At 34.4% G+C, this 20,933-nt stretch carries 20 protein-coding genes and 1 tRNA gene; 8 read left to right on the forward strand and 13 right to left on the reverse strand.

What is annotated here, in order from left to right; genetic code table 11:
- Nucleotides 1-155: 155 nt before the first annotated feature.
- The 3 genes from tilS to AAGD84_RS02790 all read left to right on the forward strand — a co-directional run bounded on the left by tilS (nucleotide 156) and on the right by AAGD84_RS02790 (nucleotide 4,125).
- Nucleotides 156-1,451, forward strand: coding sequence for a tRNA lysidine(34) synthetase TilS (gene tilS / locus AAGD84_RS02780; protein WP_007548788.1), 1,296 nt, complete (start codon nucleotides 156-158; stop codon nucleotides 1,449-1,451).
- A 12-nt stretch (nucleotides 1,452-1,463) separates the two neighbouring features.
- Entirely contained in the window at nucleotides 1,464-3,302 is a 1,839-nt protein-coding gene (gene ftsH, locus AAGD84_RS02785; RefSeq protein ID WP_012673393.1) for an ATP-dependent zinc metalloprotease FtsH, read from the forward strand.
- Nucleotides 3,303-3,456: 154 nt separating this feature from the next.
- Nucleotides 3,457-4,125, forward strand: coding sequence for a hypothetical protein (locus AAGD84_RS02790; RefSeq protein WP_010081999.1), 669 nt, complete (start codon nucleotides 3,457-3,459; stop codon nucleotides 4,123-4,125).
- Here the strand turns inward: AAGD84_RS02790 and tmk are convergent.
- Complete coding sequence (gene tmk, locus AAGD84_RS02795; protein WP_264723059.1) at nucleotides 4,118-4,708, reverse strand: dTMP kinase; 591 nt, start codon at nucleotides 4,706-4,708, stop codon at nucleotides 4,118-4,120. The genes AAGD84_RS02790 and tmk overlap by 8 nt on opposite strands.
- A 108-nt stretch (nucleotides 4,709-4,816) precedes the next feature.
- Here tmk and AAGD84_RS02800 point away from each other — a divergent pair, with 108 nt between their 5' ends.
- Nucleotides 4,817-5,389: a thioredoxin family protein gene (locus AAGD84_RS02800; protein WP_213863316.1), complete on the forward strand. Its 573-nt coding sequence runs from the start codon at nucleotides 4,817-4,819 to the stop codon at nucleotides 5,387-5,389.
- A gap of 5 nt (nucleotides 5,390-5,394) precedes the next feature.
- Nucleotides 5,395-7,113, forward strand: coding sequence for a monovalent cation:proton antiporter-2 (CPA2) family protein (locus AAGD84_RS02805; protein ID WP_010963130.1), 1,719 nt, complete (start codon nucleotides 5,395-5,397; stop codon nucleotides 7,111-7,113).
- 30 nt (nucleotides 7,114-7,143) lie between these two features.
- Here the strand turns inward: AAGD84_RS02805 and AAGD84_RS02810 are convergent, their stop codons facing one another.
- The 4 genes from AAGD84_RS02810 to AAGD84_RS02825 are packed head-to-tail and all read right to left on the reverse strand — an operon-like array spanning nucleotide 7,144 to nucleotide 9,434.
- Entirely contained in the window at nucleotides 7,144-7,761 is a 618-nt protein-coding gene (locus AAGD84_RS02810; protein ID WP_264723058.1) for an SURF1 family protein, read from the reverse strand.
- Nucleotide 7,762: 1 nt separating this feature from the next.
- The gene (gene bfr / locus AAGD84_RS02815) at nucleotides 7,763-8,239 is read right to left on the reverse strand and encodes a bacterioferritin (RefSeq protein WP_264723057.1); all 477 of its coding nucleotides are present in this window, start codon (nucleotides 8,237-8,239) and stop codon (nucleotides 7,763-7,765) included.
- 59 nt (nucleotides 8,240-8,298) lie between these two features.
- Entirely contained in the window at nucleotides 8,299-8,796 is a 498-nt protein-coding gene (locus tag AAGD84_RS02820) for an RDD family protein (RefSeq protein WP_264723056.1), read from the reverse strand.
- Nucleotides 8,796-9,434: an HAD-IA family hydrolase gene (locus tag AAGD84_RS02825; RefSeq protein ID WP_341818124.1), complete on the reverse strand. Its 639-nt coding sequence runs from the start codon at nucleotides 9,432-9,434 to the stop codon at nucleotides 8,796-8,798. The genes AAGD84_RS02820 and AAGD84_RS02825 overlap by 1 nt, the downstream gene beginning before the upstream one ends.
- Nucleotides 9,435-9,601: 167 nt before the next feature.
- Here AAGD84_RS02825 and AAGD84_RS02830 point away from each other — a divergent pair, with 167 nt between their 5' ends.
- On the forward strand, nucleotides 9,602-10,435 hold the full coding sequence (locus AAGD84_RS02830; protein ID WP_341818125.1) for a hypothetical protein: 834 nt from the start codon (nucleotides 9,602-9,604) through the stop codon (nucleotides 10,433-10,435).
- A gap of 130 nt (nucleotides 10,436-10,565) precedes the next feature.
- Here AAGD84_RS02830 and AAGD84_RS02835 read toward each other — a convergent pair whose 3' ends face one another.
- Nucleotides 10,566-11,219 (reverse strand): transposase, encoded by a 654-nt coding sequence (locus AAGD84_RS02835; protein ID WP_138264789.1) that lies wholly within the window; start codon nucleotides 11,217-11,219, stop codon nucleotides 10,566-10,568.
- Between the two features lie 37 nt (nucleotides 11,220-11,256).
- Nucleotides 11,257-11,463, reverse strand: a complete 207-nt coding sequence (locus AAGD84_RS02840; RefSeq protein ID WP_182309225.1) for a hypothetical protein — start codon at nucleotides 11,461-11,463, stop codon at nucleotides 11,257-11,259.
- A 1,013-nt stretch (nucleotides 11,464-12,476) separates the two neighbouring features.
- On the opposite strand from AAGD84_RS02840, the gene AAGD84_RS02845 reads away from it, so the two are divergent.
- Nucleotides 12,477-13,022, forward strand: a complete 546-nt coding sequence (locus AAGD84_RS02845; RefSeq protein WP_341818126.1) for a phospholipase D family protein — start codon at nucleotides 12,477-12,479, stop codon at nucleotides 13,020-13,022.
- Here the strand turns inward: AAGD84_RS02845 and AAGD84_RS02850 are convergent.
- A complete protein-coding gene (locus tag AAGD84_RS02850) occupies nucleotides 13,009-14,334 on the reverse strand; it encodes an IS4 family transposase (protein WP_341817859.1) in 1,326 nt (441 codons plus the stop codon). The two genes, AAGD84_RS02845 and AAGD84_RS02850, sit on opposite strands and share 14 nt — an antisense overlap.
- 222 nt (nucleotides 14,335-14,556) lie before the next feature.
- On the opposite strand from AAGD84_RS02850, the gene AAGD84_RS02855 reads away from it, so the two are divergent.
- Nucleotides 14,557-15,099 (forward strand): hypothetical protein, encoded by a 543-nt coding sequence (locus AAGD84_RS02855; RefSeq protein ID WP_006279913.1) that lies wholly within the window; start codon nucleotides 14,557-14,559, stop codon nucleotides 15,097-15,099.
- Nucleotides 15,100-15,437: 338 nt separating this feature from the next.
- Here AAGD84_RS02855 and rnc read toward each other — a convergent pair whose 3' ends face one another.
- The 5 genes from rnc to AAGD84_RS02885 form a co-directional block, all read right to left on the reverse strand.
- Nucleotides 15,438-16,136, reverse strand: a complete 699-nt coding sequence (gene rnc / locus AAGD84_RS02865) for a ribonuclease III (protein WP_006279914.1) — start codon at nucleotides 16,134-16,136, stop codon at nucleotides 15,438-15,440.
- A gap of 90 nt (nucleotides 16,137-16,226) precedes the next feature.
- Complete coding sequence (locus AAGD84_RS02870; protein WP_007548704.1) at nucleotides 16,227-17,294, reverse strand: quinone-dependent dihydroorotate dehydrogenase; 1,068 nt, start codon at nucleotides 17,292-17,294, stop codon at nucleotides 16,227-16,229.
- Between the two features lie 121 nt (nucleotides 17,295-17,415).
- Nucleotides 17,416-17,487 (reverse strand) — tRNA-Cys (locus tag AAGD84_RS02875).
- 5 nt (nucleotides 17,488-17,492) lie between these two features.
- Nucleotides 17,493-18,389: a class I fructose-bisphosphate aldolase gene (locus AAGD84_RS02880; RefSeq protein ID WP_341818160.1), complete on the reverse strand. Its 897-nt coding sequence runs from the start codon at nucleotides 18,387-18,389 to the stop codon at nucleotides 17,493-17,495.
- Nucleotides 18,390-18,453: 64 nt separating this feature from the next.
- Nucleotides 18,454-20,760: an AAA family ATPase gene (locus tag AAGD84_RS02885; RefSeq protein ID WP_264723052.1), complete on the reverse strand. Its 2,307-nt coding sequence runs from the start codon at nucleotides 20,758-20,760 to the stop codon at nucleotides 18,454-18,456.
- Between the last annotated feature and the right edge of the window lie 173 nt (nucleotides 20,761-20,933).

Raw genomic sequence — 20,933 nt, forward strand, 5'->3', positions numbered from 1 at the left:
TCAAACACTGGGATGACATAAAGAAAGGGCACTGGGGTAGACAAAAAAGGACAAACTTGTCATATTTCGTTGCTTGTTAGCGGGATCTATATATACCACAAATAAGTCGCGGTATGACGTAAGAGATCTGACCTGTCTGGCCATCAAGAGACATAATGGAATTAGAGTTATTATTTCAAAATGTGGTTAATAGTTTTGCTTTCTATAACAATCAAGTTGCAGTTGCAGTATCAGGTGGTGTAGATAGTATAGTCTTACTGCACTTAATGACTAACTGGGCAAAAAAAAACAAGCTTTCACTTCCTACAGCATTAACAGTAAATCATGGGTTACGTCCAGAGTCTCAAAAAGAAGCTGATTTTGTTGTAAGTTATGCAAAGGAACTTGGAGCAAAGGAATCGTTCATATTAAATTGGGAGAAGCAAAATATTAAAGGCAATATTCAGTTACAGGCACGAAAAGCACGGTATAAGTTACTAGCAGAGTGGTGTAAAAATAATAATGTTAAATATTTACTTGTTGCTCATCACAAAGATGATCAAGCAGAAACGTTCTTGTTAAGATTAGAGCGAGGTAGTGGCGTAGATGGATTATCATCAATGGACTACAAGTCTTTCCTAAATGGTATTTATATATTTAGGCCATTGTTAAATTTTAGTCGTAGTGAAATAGAAAAGTACGCTAAGCTTCATCGGTTAAAATGGATCGAAGATAGAAGCAACTATGACTTAAAATACAGGCGAACTTTATACCGTAACTTACTTAAAGCAAGTGATAATCAAGAGATTTTAACAGAGCGAATATGCCTCACAGCCCTTCATATGAAAAGAGCTGCAAAAGCGTTGATGCACTACACACGCCTTGCGTTTAATGACTGCGTTAATGTGCATGATCTTGGTTATATTGAAATTAAACTAAGTGAGTTTTATCAATTGCCAGAGGAAATAGCCTTGAGGCTTCTTCTTTACTCCATAATGGCAATTGCCAGTAAACATTATAAACCAAGGTACAACAGCCTTATCGTAATATTTAATAAAATATTGCAAAAGGATAGTAATGTTAACTGTACACTTTCTGGGTGTAAAATAAGAAAACATGGAGAAAATATCTTGATAATTAGAGAATCGTCAAAGATACAAGAAATTACCTTAAACCTACCTTTAAATGAACCTACTCAATGGGATAACAGATTTAGCTGCACAATACTCGGAAATCAAGAGTGTTCAGTTATCATCGCTCCATTAAAAAAAACACAAAAAGTTCCTGAATTTCTGAAGGATTACAACTGCTGCCCTGAAGTTTTCTATTCTTTGCCTGTAGTGCTAAAAGATGGAAAGGTGCTTGCTTATCCTGATGTAAATTATAACGGAAAAAATACCAATGACGATAAGGTTCAATGCATTATTAATAGCACGATAAAACAAAATTTGGTAAGCTTGATTAGTATTTAGTTAGAAATAGAAATGAAAAAATTTTTAGAAGGCTTATTGATCTGGTTAGTAATTATTGTTCTTATTTCAGTTGCTTATATTCAGTTCAGCGGAAATGTAGGTAAAAGTAAAACAATTATACCTTTTTCGGAATTTTTAACTAGACTAGAAGACAATGATGTAGAAAATATTGTCATAAAAAACCAGAGCATTGAAGGCAAGTTCAGGGACGGTTCAAGTTTCAATTCAAGCGGTGTCATATATAGCGACCTAATAAAAAATTTACATGATAGAAAAGTGAGATTCTCCTTTTCAACTGGAGATTCTGCCATGAACGTAATTGGTGGATTACTTATCTCATGGGTCCCAACATTTATCTTTATTGGCTTCTTGCTATTCTTTCTTAAACAAACACAAGCGGGGGGCAACAGAACTATAAGCTTTGGCAAGTCAAGGGCTAGACTCATGACTAGTGGAAAAAAAGTAACATTTGATGATGTTGCCGGAATTGATGAAGCAAAAGAAGAGCTAGTAGAGATCGTTGATTTTCTTAAACAAAGGCAAAAATTTCAAATATTAGGTGGAAAAATACCAAAAGGGTGCCTTTTGATTGGCTCTCCTGGAACTGGTAAAACTTTACTTGCTCGTGCAATTGCAGGAGAAGCTAATGTGCCATTCTTTAGTATTTCTGGATCTGATTTTGTTGAAATGTTTGTGGGTGTTGGTGCAAGTCGTGTTCGTGATATGTTTGATCAAGGCAAGAAAAATGCTCCTTGTATAATTTTTATAGATGAAATAGATGCGGTGGGTAGACATCGTGGCATTGGTCTTGGTGGCGGCAATGATGAAAGAGAACAAACATTAAATCAGTTATTAGTTGAGATGGATGGCTTTGAGTCTAATGAAGGTGTAATAATAATTGCTGCGACTAACCGTCCGGATGTCTTAGATCCAGCACTGCTTAGACCTGGTCGTTTTGACCGACAGATTACTATTTCTTTACCCGATATAAATGGGCGTGAAAAGATATTAAATACTCATATAAAGAAAATATCAATAGCACCAGATGTAAACGTGAAAACAGTTGCAAGAGGAACACCAGGTTTTTCAGGGGCTGATCTAGCAAATTTGGTGAATGAATCTGCACTTATCGCTGCAAGAAGAAACAAGAAGATTGTTACCATGGATGATTTCGAATATGCACGTGATAAAGTGATGATGGGCGTAGAAAGGCGATCTCTCATTATGACAGAAGAGGAAAAGAGACTGACTGCATACCATGAAGCTGGTCATGCGATGATTGCTGTTAATATGCCTGCTTCTGATCCTATACACAAGGCAACAATTATTCCACGCGGTAGGGCACTCGGTTTAGTTATGAGACTACCAGAAACAGATAGAGTGTCCCTCACAAGAGAAAAGATGCTAGCAGATATAACTGTTGCAATGGGTGGAAGAGTGGCAGAAGAGCTAATTTTTGGCTACGATAAAGTCACAAGCGGTGCATCTTCGGATATAAAACAAGCATCTGATTTATCACGCGCTATGGTAACAAAATGGGGAATGAGTGACAAAATAGGCCCGATCTATCACAATCGCGAACAAACCATACATGGTTCTGAGATAATTTCTGAAGATACGTTAAAACTTATAGATGAAGAAGTGAAGAAAGTTGTATCTTCTTGCTATGAAAAAGCAAAAGACATTTTGACCAAGCATAAGAAAGGCTTAGATCTCATTGCCGAAAATCTACTGGAGTTTGAAACTTTAACAGGAGATGAAATAAAGGACATATTAAATGGAAAAAAAATTGTTAGAGAGGAAAATGAGAAGAATGAGAAAATAAAAAAATCCTCTCTCTATGAGAGTTGACCTCATCTTAAAAATGCTAATCAGCTAACGCTGCAATAAAACATTCAGAATTGTAACTGTCAATATAAATTGTATTAAAATATTCATAATATTGCATTTTCATCACAATAATGCTATCATTCAGTTAGTATTAATGTTTAATGAGGTGTGAGTAATGATTGATATAGCTTCTATTGGTGTAAGTACAGTTATTGATCAGAATTATAGAAGAAAAGCACAATTATGTTTATCAGGATTATTTGTAACTGTGTCAATAGCAACTGTTACCTGGTTTATTTTCCCTGCGTCACAAAATGTATTAGCTCCGTTTTTACTTCCGGCTATGTTCTTGCTCTTCACTTTATCGATGGGTTATTACATGTTCATATTTAGTTGTGAAGAAAAATCTTTGGTAAAGAATGTTCTTGGTATGGTTGAACCGGCTGAATCGGTAAAGAGAGTGCATTGCCAAGAAAATATTAAGTCCTTATTAGCAGAAGTGAGAAGTACTACGAAAGATAGGTTTCGTAACGTGCTTGTTAATCTTTGTTTTGAAGATCGTAGTAAAGCACACAAACTTGCATTATATGTGAAAGAAATTGACGATATTGTGTCTTCAATAAAAAATAAAGACCTCTTAGACCATTTTGATCAATTTTTTACTATTACTGAAGTAAGCAATAAAAAAAATAGAAGTGAATTAATGAACCTCGCAAGGGCATATAAGATGATAAGTGAAGAAGATCCAGACAAAATACAGGATTTTTTAGCTACTCAAACAAAAAGTTATTCATATGAAATAATGTTACCTGAAATTGATAATTTTCTATCACAAGCTAGGTGATTTTATCAATAATTTCATTGTGTACGTGATTATCATTTTTTGTTTCAATTCCAGTGATAACACTGCACCTAACGGGCTCTTTTATGGCTATTTCCTGAAATCCTTTTCTGACCTTATTGTAAAAATTAACATCCATTTCTTCATATTTATTCTTGTCTTTTGCTCTATTTAACCCAACTTTAACATCAATATCTAGAATGAATGTAATATCTGGATATTTAATTTCCACTAGCTTATGTAAGTCCCTTATTAGCCCTAAGTCAACTCCAAACCCATATCCTTGATATGCAATAGTTGAATCAATAAACCGATCACAAATCACTATTTTTCCTTCTGCAAGAGCTGGTAATATTAATTTTTTCATATGTTCGCGCCTCATCGAGATAAGTAGCAAGAGTTCAGAAATAGAATCAATATTATTCGTTAACAATACTCCTCTTACCTTCTCTGCAAAGTTAGTGCCACCTGGTTCTCGAGTCAATACCACATTATTTTCGCCGCGAATTTGCTTAAAATGATTTGTAAGTAGCTTAGATTGTGTTGTTTTACCAGAGCCGTCTATTCCTTCGAAAGTTATGAACATAAGTTTTATAATTATAATACTAAAAAAGAATATGCAAACAGTATACATAGAAACCGTTTGACATTTAAATAATAAGACCGTAAATTACATGTGGTATAATAATAGTCTATGGTTGCTCTGAATACTCCTAAAGTCGATTTTAGTTTTACTGCAAAAGATTTTAATCTTTTGGGAGTAGACAATAAATATTATGCATTAAGTGACTGTTGTGGAAAAAATGGTCTTATTATAATGTTTATATGCAATCACTGTCCTTACGTTCAGTCAATTATTAGCAATCTGGTAAGCGATGTTGATCAATTGAAAAAAGATTATCAGGTAAACACCATTGCAATAATGCCAAATGATGTAAATGAATATCCAGAAGATTCCTTTGAAAATATGATTAATTTTGCCAAGGAAAATAAGTTTACATTTCCATATTTAATTGATAGTACACAGAAAATAGCTAAAGAATACGGGGCTGTTTGCACTCCTGACTTTTTCGGCTTTAATTCCAATTTAAACCTTTGCTATCGTGGACGTTTTAACGACGCAAAAAAAGAAAAGGTTCAAAGCTATGAAGTAGGAAGTAGTGACTTATTTCAAGCTATGAAATTTATTGCAGAAACTGGTAATTCTCCAATTGACCAAAAATCAAGTATTGGCTGCTCAATTAAATGGTCTAATTCTACAGGTTAAATATCATGCACAGTGGCTCTCAGCATTTGTTTGATATTATAATTTTGCTTTCTGCTGCTGTGTTTATAGTCATAGCATTTTGGAAAATGAATATTAGTCCAGTGCTTGGTTACTTCGTTGCAGGTGCAGTTATTGGTTCTCACGGATTTAATCTGATACACTCAGCTGAAGCAATGGATAATCTTGCAGAATTTGGTGTAGTTTTTCTATTATTCATTATAGGCCTTGAATTGACATTTGAACGCCTGATCGCTATGCGTATTCATGTATTTGGGTTCGGTTCTCTTCAAGTTATAGTTACCATGGTAGCAATATGGTGCATCGCTCTTGCTTTCGGAGTGAATACGAATATAGCAACAGTTATTGGTGGTGGGCTTGCGCTATCCTCAACAGCAATAGTGTTGCAGGTTCTGCAAGAAAAAGGTTCTCAAGCAAGTCAGGTTGGTAGGTTGTCGATAGCAGTGCTATTAATGCAAGATTTTGCAGTGGTACCATTAATAGTATTGGTACCTTTACTTACTGGCAATTCTGAGCACAGCCTGATAAGCTCATTGGCAGGTTCATTGGTGCAAGCAGCTATTGCATTAGTGCTGATATTTATAACTGGTAGATTATTGCTTAGACCTTTATTTTCGGTTATTGCTAAAATGGAAAGTAATGAGATCTTTATATCAACAACGCTTTTAATAGTATTAGGAGCAGCATTTATTACTGAGCAATTCCATTTATCGTTAGCATTAGGTGCATTTGTTGCTGGATTGTTAGTTGCAGAAACAGAATATAGACACTCAGTAGAACACGCAGTATTGCCATTTAAAGATTTGTTTCTTGGCTTATTTTTCATGACTGTTGGTATGTCCATCAATACCGAACTTTTACTCAATAAGTTACCACTAATTACTTTATTATCGATTATCCTTATCGTTTTAAAAACATCTATTATATATATATTGTGTAGATTTTTTGGGTTTAAGAGTGCACCTGCTATACAAGCTGGGTTACTGCTTTCACAAGGCGGTGAATTTGCGTTTATTTTGTTTCGCTTAGCAGATGAGCTAAATGTGCTACCAAGTGAAATCGCTCAAGTACTTATGATGGTAACTACAGTAACCATGGCTTTCACTCCTCTTTTATCGGGGCTTGGAGATTGGATAGCAAACTCATTTAGCACTGAGAAAACAATATTAGATGATGAAGCTGTTGAAACAGATACACAAGATCTTTATAACCATGTGATAGTTGCTGGATTTGGTAGAGTGGGATATATGGTAACAAAAATGCTTACGGCAGAGCATTTAAGTTACGTTGTTGTAGATATTCAATCGAAAATAGTCAAAGAAGGAAAAAGTGATAGTTTTCCTATATATCTTGGAGATGTTACAAGATGTGAAATTTTAAAATCTGTAGGAATAGAAAGAGCTCAAGCTCTCGTTATTTCAATAAAGAATGAAGTTACTATAAAAAAAGTTGTTTCTTTAGTTGCAGCAAATTTTCCGCATGTAAATATTGTAATACGCTTACCAGATCTGAGTAATGTGGAGGTTTATAGAGATCTAGGAGCTAGTAAAATTATTCCTGAAACATCTGAGATAGGATTGCAGCTAGGTGGAGCTGCACTGAGCCTTAGTGGTATTAGCGAAAGTGGAGTTACGTCTTTAAAAAGTAGATTCAGAAAAGGCAATTACAGTATGTTAAAAGACCTTGGTAGTGATAAAGATGAATAACTACTTCTCTAATTTTATGTACAGAAAGCTTCAAGCTTTATTGAGGTTTTGCCTATAGTAAATTACGCACATAATCAACCAAATTAAGGAAAGTGCAAACCAAGTGATTGCATATTCCAAATGCTTCATTGGCTGTACAGCTAATTTGCTACCAAAATTGTTCGGCCACAATACACACTTCTCTAGCTTAATACCTAACTCATTGGAAATTTCTTCTGTACTCAGGGTAAACCATGTATTCGAAGCAGTATCGTTCTTGATAAACCAATTTTTGCTTTTACTGCTATTGCAATATAAAACTCCACCTGCAGCTACTTTTTCAATTTTTGCTCTTTCCTCTTTTTTTTCTTTAACTATTCCTTTGTTCACTAGCATATAATTTCCAGTAGTAAGTAGCATAGGAGATAACACATGATAGCCATGTTGTCCTGCAAAAACATATAGTTCTATGTCACTTAGAATCCCATCAATCTTGACATGCCTATAGTTAAATTTTTCAAGGTCGTTATTGGGCAATAGATGAACAACTGGAAGACTCATATTTTTGATAATATTATTCTTCCAGTTCAATCTGAATACTTGCCATAATCCTAATAAAAAAAGGAGCAAGCAAGGTACAATTAAAATAAATACTATTTTTTTTAACACTCTATATTTGTGTTCTTAAATAGTTTTCAACACCCATTAGTTCAATAAGGTCAATCTGTTTCTCAATCCAATGGAAGTGCTCTTCTTCATTTTTTAACATCTCTTCTAATAACATTACACTAACAAAATCCTTTTCTTTCTCAGCGATAGAAATCGTTTCTTTGATATCTTTGATACCCTTTCCCTCTAATTTCAAATTAGCTTCTAAGATTTTCCGTATTGTGTCTTTTGTAAACTTTCCATCATGCTTTGATATTTCGTTTGTATCTTGAAAATTTGGAACTCCTTTAAATAACAAAATTCTTTCTGCCAACTTGTTTGCATGTTCAAGTTCTTCGTTAAGCTCATTTTTTACCTTTTCTGCAAGTCTATTAATTCCATTGTTTTTGAGAACCGCAAAATGCAAAAGATACTGGCGTACAGAAGTCAGCTCATTGGTCAATAATTTATTCAAACATTTTACTATCTCTTCATTCATAATCTTCCCTTAGTTCAATTTATCAGCATAATTTATATGATAACGATAGTTATAGCAACTCATTTAATAGTTCCTTTGATAACAACCGTATTAAATAGCATGTCGTGGTATGTCTGTTTTTTCTTAGAGAAGCAAGCAACTAGATACCAGCAGAGAGTGAGCAGCACCGTTAATATAGTGAGTAGCACTATTAATATATCGAAAGCGTTTATTAACACGTCCTGTTCTTGGAAAAGCTCGATGAGGATAACTATTATGTTATATAATAGAGAAAGAAAAAACTGAGAAATGCTTCTATCAAATGCTAAACTCAAATCTATTTTAGAACCGTCCAAGCTTATGGTATGTATGTTCATTAATTGCTGACCAGGAGTTGCTTGGGCTTTTGAAGATATAAAATATGTGAAGTAACTGCAATCTATACACATAGATGAAATTAACGGAAAATTCTTTAACAATAGTCTGATTAATAAGTTTGGAATTAATAAAATTGCTCTATCTATCAAATATGCGCAAAAGCGTCTTATTATACTGGCAATCTCTGTAACAGTGGTCATTACCTATCTTCTAAATACTTTATTATAAAATCTGTAAGCTTATCAAAATGTTGAAAACATAACAAATCTTCATAACCGCTTATTGATTGACCGTATATAATAGGTAAACAATTGGCATTTTGTGCACACAGAACATCTGTGATGCTATCACCAACGAAAAACACATTTTCTCTATTTATAGGCAACGTACTCTCTTCTAGTGCAAATAGCAGTGGGGTTGCAGATGGTTTATCTTCCGCGGCATCGCATGACCCAACCACTCTTTCAAAGTAAGAATCCAGTTTAAAATAGGTAACTTCTTCACGTAAATTAGTATTTTTCTTATTACTTACTATTGCTAGATAAATATTGTGGCTTTTCAGTGTCTGCAACATTTTCTCTACTCCTTGATTCAAAGCAATGTTTTGCAATAGTGCATCATCTAAATATTGTTGATATATCTGATTCGCTTTTTTCCACTGATCGCCAAATAAATTGACCATATAGCTCTTTCTCGACTCATGGGAATTTCTATCAGCAGCTTTATTACTATACCCCATTGAGTTTATGGTATGTTTAATAGCATTAAAAATGTTATCTTGAGTGTCAACTAAGGTATTATCCCAATCGAATACTACTGCTAATGGGCTATCTTTCATTTCTTATATAATTATACATTTTAACTTAATAAGTAAATAGCATTTTAATGAAAAAGATATAAATAGGACGCCCTTGATAAACACTTTTTACCACAAGTTATGTTAACTGTTTTTTATATAATTAGCTAATATACTGGTTATATGATATGTTTTAATAGGTAACAGGTATGGCCCAGACATCTAAAGAAAGTGTTGAAAAAAAGTTTAAAGATGTTTTTGAACGTTCTCCAGGTGCTTTTCCAGAAGGTACCTCATTAGAAGAGAAGGTTAATTATATCGCAAAAGGAACAGAGGCTCTAAAAGCTGTGAAAAGTAAGGAGCTTGAGAACAAAATGAAAAACGTTGCAGAATTGAGTCAGAAATTTGAAAGTCAAAAAGGACGTGCAGATGAAAAAGTACGTCAAGATTTTGAAAGAATTGCTGAGCTTGACCAACAATATAAAGGGAAGGGCATCTTCACAAGTGAAAAAGTTGCAGAATTAAAAAATGACAAAAAATTTCAAGAAGCAGCTAACACTCTTAGAGAAACTACAACAGAAGGTAAAAGTGTTGAACAGAGTGGACAAAAAAAGACTTCTGAGGCTTCTGTACAAACAGATACACAGCCATCAGAGCACATCGTTAGTCCCTCAGTGAGCAAGAGTTCTGTAAAAGAGAAGCTCAACACTGAGCCGGACAAAAAAGATACCACGCCTCAACCACAAGAAAATCAAAAAGAAGAAGGGTTTTTGAGTCTTCTGAAGCGCTTTGTTAAGAAAATATTAGAAAAACTTTTGGGTGAAGGTGAAAAGGATGTAGAGAATGCTCGTGGCATGAAAGAAGATGCTCAAAGAGATACGTCAAATAACGAAGAGCAACAAAAGAGTAAGCAGCTTGATGAAATTTTAAAGGACAAAAGTGTAAGCGAGGGTTTGAAGCAGGCAACAAAGCTTGAGAACCCAGCAATAACGCCTGTTAATACTCCTAAAGTGAATGAAGTAAACACGGGTCGTGAAAGGTGATCCGCTTTCAAGCTTCATTATACCGCCACGAACCGTCATACCGCCGCGGTATCTCTAGATCCCGCTAACACGTAGCGGGATGACGATTGTCAGGGTGTCATCCCAGATACTGTCTCTGCTGTCAAACAAATTATCCAACAAAATTACAATTAAATGGTTGATTATTTTTAAGAATACCAAAAAAGACATGCATTAATTTTCGCATTAACGCAAGAACTATGACTTTTGGACATTTGCCTTTACTTGCTAGACGCTGACAAAACTTTTGAAAATGATTATTATGGTTTTTGACTACTATAGCTGGCATATAAAGAGCTTTTCGAATACGCTCAGATCCTATTTTGCATATGCAACTTCTCTTACTTACTGACGATCCCGATTGATAATGTCCTGGATTTAGACCAGCAAAAGCTGTAAATTGTTTAGCATTGTCAAAGTTATCAACTGATGGCATTTCTGCGACAACAGCAACAGCAGTAAGATATCCTATACCTTTTATAGTCTTAAGGTTTTCCACCATATTTTTTAGATGTGGATAGTTATTTATATGCTCATTAATTTCTTTTTCGAGAACAATAATTTGCTCCTCTATTGCCAAAATTACTTTAGATATAGCTTCTTTGCAACTGGAATGCATATTTTTGTTTTCCAAGCGATTTGTCTGTTGCACCTTATCATCTTTTAGCGATTGCATGCAACGGTAAAGCTCCCTCAAATGCCTCATTTCAGGTGCAATGGGCTTCCAAAGAGCAGGTTTGTTGGCGATACAAAATCTAGCTATCATAGCTGCATCTGATTTATCTGTCTTATTTCTGAGCAGCTCACTTTTGCCAAAAGCTTTCTGGGTTTACTATACTGACATTATGTCCTAAATCGTGCATAAAAGTAGCCAAATCTTCTCCATACCAACTAGTTGCTTCAAGACATAAATGAGTAAGATTTGCTCCATGGCCATTGCACCAAACTACAAGTTTTGCAAAACCATCTTGATTATTTTGAAAGACTTTGTGTCGTTTTTTACTGTCCACTAACAAACATCAAATTTCTTTTTTGAAATATCCACACCCAAAATAGCATTTACTTGCATAAAATTGCCTCCAAGACTATAAATAAACTGAGAGTTTAGACTAACCTTGTAATACGGGATATAATTCCAAAAGATACTGTTCAGTCTTTAACTCTATGGGAGGGAAGCAAAATCTGGCTTAATGGCATTAGTGTCGCATCAGCTTCACCCTCCCTGTGAGGTATTTTAGCTCTAATGCCTCACATCATAAAGATACAAGTGTCCCTATGATGTCATCCCAGTGCCCTGACTACTTGGATCTAGCAAGCTTTGCTTGCAAATAAGTCTAATACGCGTCGCGTTTTATGCCAAAACACAATTGGAGTTACATGCAAAATAGATCCCAGTGTCAGCTACTCGGATGACAAAAAAAGGAGCACTGGGATGACACCATTTGTTGTATTTAACAAAGTTCGTACTTAGCTTCATGTTAGCTATAAACATTAAGAAATTTACCAAGCGAAAAAAAAGGCAAAAGAAGCCCCAGCTAATATCTATTTTAGAACATTGGCGTTTTTTAAGTCTTAAACACTGCAATTTAGCTGCTTTTAAATGCAACTCACCTTAGTTTAAATGTTTAAGAAATTTACTAAGCAGAAAAAAAGGCAAAAGAAACCCCGTGTTAGCTAGTTGTCACTCCCTAATCCTGCAAATTGGCGTACTATACTGTCTTAAACGACTTATAAGCGCGTTTCAGCTTGTGTAGGTAAAAACCTAGAAATATTGTGAAGACATAAGGTGCACATAGTGCAAAAAATTAAAAATAAGACGCCAACTACGTTGTTTTCTTGCTGTTTAATCTGCACAAATGAAGATAACTGAATACCTTCAGTTTCATGATAAGGGGGCTGGCGGAGTTTGTCAAGTAAGTTTTTTCGTTTCTAACGGTTGTTGCCAAAAACTATGCAAGAAGTCTATTGACAGGTGATTAAATTATGATGTAGCCTATCGCCGTATATCCGGGGGTGGGTTGTTGTGAGGCTTTTTCACTTTTTATTCTTGTTAATGTGTTTTTCTCTGTATTACTATGCGGGTTTTATATTTTCGCCCTGCCCAAAAGCTACGGTTTGCTTTTCACCTGGAGAAGATTGTGCTGTACCGATAATCAACGTAATAGATCAGTCTAAAAAATCTATCTTAGTTCAAGAATATACATTTACTCTTGGAACAGTTGCAAAATCTTTGATTAATGCTAAAGAACGCGGTGTTGATGTTAAAGTCATCTTAGATAAATCGCAACTCTACTCAAAATATAGTGTTATAAATGAATTATTTTCAGGTGGAGTACCAATTTGGATCGATGATAAGCCAAAGATTGCTCATAATAAGATAATGATTGTTGACAATCAAAAAGTCATCACAGGGTCATTTAACCTTAGTAAGACAGCTAAAAAAGGAAATGCTGAAAATTTATTAATTATTACAGATTATCCTGAATTGATTCAGCAGTATGTGAAAAACTGGGAGGCACGAATGTCACAATCTTACAAATACCATACGCGTCAAGTTAAGAGATTGTGAGCAAATTTAGAGAGGTTAAAGTGGATACTCTAGCCCTTCTACGTTTGTCTTTTAATGAAAATCGCGACCAAGTTATAGTGAGTTTTTTAAGAAATACTTTTAAACTATTAATCTTGGTTAATACTAAAAATAACTCTCTAACCCGTCTTTTTAGCTCAATAAATGCCTTTGTTAAGCTAAGTTCTGTATTCTTTTTCACTTCTGTGCAACCAACTATGCCGTGAAATATAAGAATTGCGCACAATTTAGCATATAGTTCACATAATACTCTGCATGGCTTTCCTTTTAGCTTATCAAGTCTGATATGGCTTTTATACAATTTAAATAATAACTCAATTTGCCACCTTACTCTGTAAATCGTTAATACTTGCTCAGCACTAATTTTATTTTCTGGAACATTAGTTATAAATATTGACCAGTTCAACAATTTTTGATTTCTTTTAGAGGATGTATATCCCTGCGATCTTGCTAATCTATTAGCTTTCCTTCTTCTGGCTATAGACTGTTCTTCAGTTAGTTTCTGACATATAATTCTTACTCTAATTTTTGCTTCTTTTCCTAACAATACCTCGTTTTCTAAAAATAACTTATCCTCTAAACATTCTAATAACTCCATTTTTTGATTTGTTTCTACATCATATACGTTGGTATCGGATTTATAACGACTTATGAAATAAGCTCCTATTTCATTGATTTGTTTAAAAGAACTTGGCACAAAATAACCGAGATCAGATATTAGCAAATCATTGCTTGATATATTACTTAAATGTTTCCTATATCCCTGGTCTGATCTTATTCCCTCCGTTAAATTAAGTTGGTCTATTATCTGATTCATGTAATCGAAAACTAATTGTAACTTTATTCCAGACTTAGTATTGCTTTCATAGCCACTGTAGCTAGTACCATAACCTTTATACATCTCTTCCATACTGTTAGGTAGAGTAATATAGCTACTGTCCAATAATTTAACACTATTAAATTGCTGTAAGATTTTGCAATCAACTTGCAAGATATTTTTAAAGAGAACCACAGATTCATTATACATCCTTTTCATAAATTCCACTGCTTCTTCAGTAAATCTAAAATCCAAACCTTGTTTTGTTATATCTATCGAGTCCTCGTTTAGTAATTGACACATTGTTTCTACGCTACAATTATCAACTCCTATATTACCCAAGACCATGGCTTTTACGAATGATGAACCTTTTAGCTTTCTCTTTCTTTTTATAAACCTTGTTGTAATTGAGATTTTCTCTGCTTTTTCATTAAAAAATTCTTTGAGCTTTTTTGATAAGCAAGTTATTTTATTCATTGGTTCTCTCACTAAAAGTATATCTGGGAGAACTTATACCTTATTATTCTATCTCTTTCATACCTTTATTTCCTTAACTTGACGCGTATGCTTACAAATACGCTCCCAACTAATCGAGAGCGCTTGCTCAAAATCAGTTTTAAAAACAGCAAGGGAGAGCTTTTTTGATTGATTGGCATAATGATTATGATATAATGAACTAAAAATTTAAGGAATAAAGTAATGGATTATATAAATGATGCTGCCGGTAGCTACACTGCTATTCATGATTTTTTTCAAAACAACGGTGTTGGAGATTACAAAGTTCAATGCAATTATGGTGGGGTGCCGTATGCTACTGATGAGTACGTGCATTCTGGCGATAAATTTTGGAGTAATAATTTCATAGACTCACATTTTGGCAGGGAAATAAAAATGTATCCTCAAAGTGAACTTTTAGCTAAAGAATATGCTGGAAATACGTTGCCAGTTTCAATATCACTAGATAAGGATTTAATAAAAATGAAGGAATGTCAGAAAAAAACGAAATTTGTGGAACTAGAAAGAGAGTCAGGTGATTTAGTGCATGATAAGCAAAAGTATGTAAAGTGTTACACAACAAAGCTATCATATGATGATGTACATATTTACAATAACGATAAAGTTTCAACATTTAGCATAAAATACGACGTGCCAAATGATCCGAAATACAGTTTAAATATAACATTTACAAAGGTTAATGATAATAAACCAGGATTTTGGCAGAAATTTAAAAATATGTTTTAACGTGACCATTCACTGGTTTTTACTCAATCAACCAACAACAGTTAATATCAAATTTTTATAATTAAAAAATATGCTATTTTTTAAAACTTTCATTCTCCTTGACTCTGTCAACTTCACAAAACAACTCTTGGACCAAATGTATCTGGCATAACACCTTTTGGTAACTTGCTACTTCTTTTTTTCCGCATCTCCGACAACAGCCATTGATATTCCACTACATAAGGCTTGATTTTTGGTAGATCAACTTTTTTATGAATAATACTATGCTTCTCCTTAAATTGACCATTTACCCTAAACGCTATTAGCTTCCTTAAAATTTACATTAATGCCTATTTTGCCTAAACTGAAGCGTCTTTTCCAATTTTTTCTAGCATCAACTCAGCAGCTTTTTGTTCAGCAATCTTTTTACTAGAAGCGCATGCAGAAACTTTACCATAATCTTCTATGCAAACTGATATAGTAAATTCAGGATTGTGCGCTGGTCCAGTTTGTTTTACAAGCTCATACTCTGGTAAAGGCAATTTGTTTTTCTGAGTCCACTCTTGCAGTGAGGTTTTAGGATCTTGAGGGGGGTCAAGCATGCCTTTAGCTAGCTTTTCCCAATATTGGATAATAAATTTTTCAACATTTTCAAGCCCGCCATCAATATAAATTGCACCTATTAGTGCTTCAAGCGAGTTTTCTAAATTTTTTAAGTTACATCTCCCTCCATTGCAGCGTTCACTATTATTCATGATGATAAAGCTGCCTAATTTTATTTCTTTAGCAACATTAGCAATGGTGTTGCCACAAACTAAATCCGTCTTTCTTTTTGCCAATGCTCCTTCTTTTTCTTCAGGAAATAGTTTAAACAGTGTGGCAGATACAACCATATTCAAAACACTATCGCCCAAAAACTCTAGTCTTTCGTAGCTTACAATCTGGTTTTTGCTATTCCTTTTATTTACGCTTGGGTGAGTTAGTGCCTCTTCTAATATTGCATAATTTGTAAATTTATAATCAATGATCTTAGATATTGCATCATTCAAACTCTTCATACCAATTATTTAAAAGAAAAGCACTTTCTACCACCTTTATACCAGAGAATTAGTTTTATTTTATTAAAATAATACCACCAACTTCCAAAATTAATGTATACAACCCACCACCTCACTAATGTTACTAAATCCATCTCTCCTTATTAGTTCTGCAAGTTCTAGATTAATTTTGTTTACAACTTGAGGTCCGTGGTATATGAGAGCAGTGTACAACTGCACCAAAGAAGCTCCTGCCTTTATTTTTTTATATGCATCAGCACCACTTGAGATTCCTCCGCACCCTATCAATAATATTTTGCCCTTAGTAAATTTGTACATATCGCCCAATAACTCGGTTGAAAGTTTAAACAGCGGTTTGCCACTCAACCCACCACTCTCATTATGGTGAGAATGCAGATTATCTCTACTTACCGTAGTGTTGCTTACTGTTAATCCGTCAATCTTATATTCCAACGCAAGCTCAGCGATATTTTCTTTCGTTTGCTGATCTACATCTGGTGAGATTTTTAATATTATTGGTATGGATTTAGAATTATCAATTGATTTTCGGGTTAGAGTTACGGATTTCAACAATTCCGATAATTCTTGCTTATTGTGCAGATTGCGTAAATTAGGCGTGTTTGGGGATGAGATGTTCAGCACTATATAATTGCTCTTTCCATATACTATCTTTATTAAGTCAACATAATCGCTGATTTGGTCCTTTGATGTACTGTTTTTTCCTATGTTGATGCCAAAAATGCAGTCATCAAGCTTGGTTTCACCTATTTGTTTAAGAAAATAGTCTATTCCTTTATTGTTAAATCCCAATCTGTTAATTACCCCTTGATCTTTAATTAACCGAAAAATTCTTGGCTTTTTGTTTCCATATTGTGGATTACGAGTTACAGTACCAGTTTCAATAAACCCAAAACCAAATGAGAGCATAGGCCTTATAACTTCTGCATTCTTGTCAAAACCTGCAGCCAGACCTATGGGGCTTCTGAGCTTATTACCAAAAAAATTCACACTCAAAGATTCTGGTAGCTCTATAGGATTCTTATAAGGCATTTTCTTTAATGCCATAATTGCCAAAGAGTGAGCAACTTCGGGCGGTAGTAAAAATAGTAAATTACGTTTGTAAAACACTTTGCTTATTTTTAGTTTATTTTTTACCATGAAACGCTATAAGAGTATAACCATAACTTGAAAAGAAATTGATTTTACTATGGACAAGCTTTCTCTATAGGTTACACACTTAAAGCTACTGTTAACTTTTACTAGATATAGAGAATGAAAGAGGCCGGGACCGGAATTGAACCGGTATAAAAGGATTTGCAGTCCTCCGCATAAGCCATTCTGCCACCCAGCCGTTTTTTATGTGTAGATATCCATTATATCTTTTAGCATAGATAAAGCCTCCTCCCTTTTGCGTTGAAAAGTGTTACGTCCAATGATTGAACCATTACCGCCACCCTGCTTAATTTCTTTCGCTTCATTGTATATGTTATCTACTTCCTTCGATTCACCACCAGAAAAAACTACTATTCTTTTCCCTGCAAAACAAGACCTTTTAACATATTCAATTCTTTTAGATAATGATTCAATATTTTCTGTTTCTATTTTCTCCCTTTCCAAATATTTAGTTGGAAGTTTTACTTTTATTATATTAGCGCCAAGCAAAGCTGCTATGTGTGCAGCATAGGCAATAACATCAACTGCTGTTTCACCTTCTTTGGAAATCCCTTCACCGCGTGGATAAGACCATAGCACTACTGCAAGCCCGTAAGATTTGGCTTCAGCTATGATTCCACGGGCTTCCTCCATCATATCGAAACACTTAGCAGAACCAGGATATATAGTAAATCCGACAGCTAAGCAGCCCAAACGCAGCGCATCTTTCACAGAAGAGGTTATTGCCTGATCAGAGGTTAGATCCTTTGAATGTAAAGAGTTGGAACTATTAAGTTTCAAAATAAGTGGGAACATTCCAGCATAAGTTGCAGCACCAGCTTCAATCATACCAAGTGGAGCAGCATATGCACTTACTCCCGAATCAACCGCAAGCTGAAAATGATAATGTGGGTCATAAGCATCAGGGTTAACTTCAAAACTTTTAATTGGACCATGCTCAAATCCTTGATCTACTGGCAGAATCACTAACTTGCCAGTGCCGCCAAGCTTTCCATGCATGAGAATACGAGTAAGATTTGCTTTTACCCCAGGGTTTTCACTTTCGTAGTAGCTTAGGACTTGTTTTACTTTATCACTTATCACTATAATTCAAATTGAATTTAAGTTATAGATTGTAACAAAGATGAAGTTCAATACAAGGATTTTAAACTATATCAAAAGCAATTTTATTTTCTACTTTATTCATATAGATTCTTAATTTCTTTCCTTTTATTAATTTACGATTCAGTATTTCTTCCGCTAAGTAACTTTTTATCTCTTTTTCAATAAGTCTCTCTATCGGACGTGCTCCCATTTCCTTACTATAACCTGTTTGTGCAAGATAAGATTTCACTTCATCTTCTACCAAGCAGTTTATGCCTTTTTGCGTCAGCTGCTTTTTCAGTTCCTGAATAAATTTATCTACAATATGCAGAATTATATCCGCATTTAAGTCAGAAAAAGAAATAATCGCATCAAGACGATTACGAAATTCAGGGCTAAAAACCTGTTCTATCGCTTTTTCACTATCACCAGTGTTAAATTTTTTATGCCCAAAGCCAACAAAACTTTTGCTGCGTTCAGCTGCTCCTGCATTAGTTGTCATAATTAAGATTATATTGGAAAAGTTAACTTTACGTCCGTAAGTGTCTGTAACGCAACCATAATCCATAATTTGTAGCAATATATTATAGATATCGCTATGAGCCTTTTCAATTTCATCAAGCAGCACAACACTATATTGATTATTAGATACAGACTCTGTGAGTAATCCACCCTGATCATAACCTACATATCCAGGAGGAGAACCAATCATCCTTGATATCGTATGAGACTCAATATATTCGGACATATCAAAGCGTATAAGATTCATGCCCATGCTTTCTGCTAATTGTTTTGCTAGCTCGGTTTTACCAACACCGGTTGGCCCTGCAAAAAGATAATTTGCTAAAGGCTTATTGTAATTTCTCAACCCAGATTTAGCAATTTTAATAGAATTAACAAGAGATTCTATTGCCTGCTCTTGGCCAAAAATCACCTTCTCTAGATTAGCTTTTAAAGACTTTACTTTCTGCAAATCATCAGATTCAGATCCGCAAGGCACATTTGTAATTCTAGTAATGGTATTCTTAATATCTCTACTATTTACAATTTTACCCCTGTTTCTTAGCAATTTACAATATGCCCCTGCCTCATCAATAACATCAACCGCTTTATCAGGTAATATTCGCCCAGTAATATACTTATGCGAAAGTTCAGCCGCAGACCTAATGGCATTCTTTGTATAATATACTCCATGATACCCTTCATAGTAGTGCTTTATACCATCTAGTATCTTTATCGTTTCATTAACAGAAGATTCTTTAACATTAATTTTTTGAAACCTTCTCGCTAGTGCTTTATCTTTTTCAAAACTAGTGCTGTATTCTCTATATGTAGTTGCACCTATACAACGCAGTGTACCTCTTGCAAGTGCAGGTTTGAGCAGATTACCGGCATCAAGAAAGCTACCACTTGTAGAACCTGCTCCAATGATAGTGTGTATTTCGTCAATAAAAAGGATAGCACCTGGTTTTGCCTCAATCGCTTTTATTATAGATTTTATTCTCTCTTCAAAATCACCTCTATAGCGTGTCCCTGCAAGGAGTGACCCTAAATCCAAAGCATAAATTATACTGGACCTGAGCGCACTTGGAACACTGTTTTCAATGATTTTGAGTACCAAACCCTCAACTATTGTGGTTTTGCCAACACCTGGATCTCCAACATATAAAGGGTTGTTTTTTCTACGCCTCAATAATATTTCTATAGTGCGATTTAATTCATAATCACGACCAATAACATAATCTATTTTTTTGCTTCTTGCATAGTCATTTAAATTTTTACAATAACTTTGTAGAATTTCCTCATCTTTTAGTAGCTCACCTTTATTTACTGTAGTAGGAGCATCATTATTTTTATCAAGTTTTACTTTATGATTAGTGGTGTATTCATCTATATCGTTAGAGTATTTCATGTTAGATATGTGGTAAATCAAATTGGAATCTTTCGCACTTTGTTTCTGCAATAGATCTTCAACGTATAAATCTTGCCCAGACAAAATTTCTACTAGAACACTTGCTCCATTTATTTCTTTTTTCCCCAAGCTATGAGCCCGTATTATTGCTCTGTGTATTATGCATTGAAACATTGAGCTAGGTTTAACTCCACTGATAATCAATTCAGAACTGCTTTGTAAAAACCCTTTTATATTATTATTATAATCATTAGCCTTAATATTGCATCTTGATAGAATGTTATCCATACTGATGATTTCATCGGCTCTGATATTACATCTTGATAAAACGTAATTTACATCCACGTCTTTAGTTAACGCCAGCAATAAATGTTCTACTTTCGCATATTTAAGATTAAAATTAGAAGCAATGAATAGTGCTCTATTCAAACTTGCCTCTAAGTTTTTGGAAATCATCTCCTATTCTCTTTAAAAGTGGGAACTCATATATAATGAATAGCACACAATTATTAAAAAAATTGAAATCCAGCAGTTCGCTGTAGCCAATTTGAATCCCACTCTGGATCTACGTCATAGCACCGCAATATCTCAGCATAGATTCCGCTAATGAGTAGCGGAATGACGAGTTT

It is taken from the genome of Wolbachia endosymbiont (group A) of Andrena fulva (genome assembly GCF_964026815.1).
Classification (GTDB): Bacteria; Pseudomonadota; Alphaproteobacteria; order Rickettsiales; family Anaplasmataceae; genus Wolbachia; species Wolbachia pipientis.

What these genes read in the sequence shown, in the direction of transcription:
- tilS (WP_007548788.1), top strand. Translation starts at nt 156, where the DNA reads ATGGAATTAGAGTTATTATTTCAAAATGTGGTTAATAGTTTTGCTTTC.
- ftsH (WP_012673393.1), top strand. Translation starts at nt 1,464, where the DNA reads ATGAAAAAATTTTTAGAAGGCTTATTGATCTGGTTAGTAATTATTGTT.
- AAGD84_RS02790 (WP_010081999.1), top strand. Translation starts at nt 3,457, where the DNA reads ATGATTGATATAGCTTCTATTGGTGTAAGTACAGTTATTGATCAGAAT.
- tmk (WP_264723059.1), bottom strand. Translation starts at nt 4,708, where the DNA reads ATGTTCATAACTTTCGAAGGAATAGACGGCTCTGGTAAAACAACACAA.
- AAGD84_RS02800 (WP_213863316.1), top strand. Translation starts at nt 4,817, where the DNA reads ATGGTTGCTCTGAATACTCCTAAAGTCGATTTTAGTTTTACTGCAAAA.
- AAGD84_RS02805 (WP_010963130.1), top strand. Translation starts at nt 5,395, where the DNA reads ATGCACAGTGGCTCTCAGCATTTGTTTGATATTATAATTTTGCTTTCT.
- bfr (WP_264723057.1), bottom strand. Translation starts at nt 8,239, where the DNA reads ATGAATGAAGAGATAGTAAAATGTTTGAATAAATTATTGACCAATGAG.
- AAGD84_RS02820 (WP_264723056.1), bottom strand. Translation starts at nt 8,796, where the DNA reads ATGACCACTGTTACAGAGATTGCCAGTATAATAAGACGCTTTTGCGCA.
- AAGD84_RS02825 (WP_341818124.1), bottom strand. Translation starts at nt 9,434, where the DNA reads ATGAAAGATAGCCCATTAGCAGTAGTATTCGATTGGGATAATACCTTA.
- AAGD84_RS02830 (WP_341818125.1), top strand. Translation starts at nt 9,602, where the DNA reads ATGGCCCAGACATCTAAAGAAAGTGTTGAAAAAAAGTTTAAAGATGTT.
- AAGD84_RS02835 (WP_138264789.1), bottom strand. Translation starts at nt 11,219, where the DNA reads ATGATAGCTAGATTTTGTATCGCCAACAAACCTGCTCTTTGGAAGCCC.
- AAGD84_RS02850 (WP_341817859.1), bottom strand. Translation starts at nt 14,334, where the DNA reads ATGAATAAAATAACTTGCTTATCAAAAAAGCTCAAAGAATTTTTTAAT.
- AAGD84_RS02855 (WP_006279913.1), top strand. Translation starts at nt 14,557, where the DNA reads ATGGATTATATAAATGATGCTGCCGGTAGCTACACTGCTATTCATGAT.
- rnc (WP_006279914.1), bottom strand. Translation starts at nt 16,136, where the DNA reads ATGAAGAGTTTGAATGATGCAATATCTAAGATCATTGATTATAAATTT.
- AAGD84_RS02870 (WP_007548704.1), bottom strand. Translation starts at nt 17,294, where the DNA reads ATGGTAAAAAATAAACTAAAAATAAGCAAAGTGTTTTACAAACGTAAT.
- AAGD84_RS02885 (WP_264723052.1), bottom strand. Translation starts at nt 20,760, where the DNA reads ATGATTTCCAAAAACTTAGAGGCAAGTTTGAATAGAGCACTATTCATT.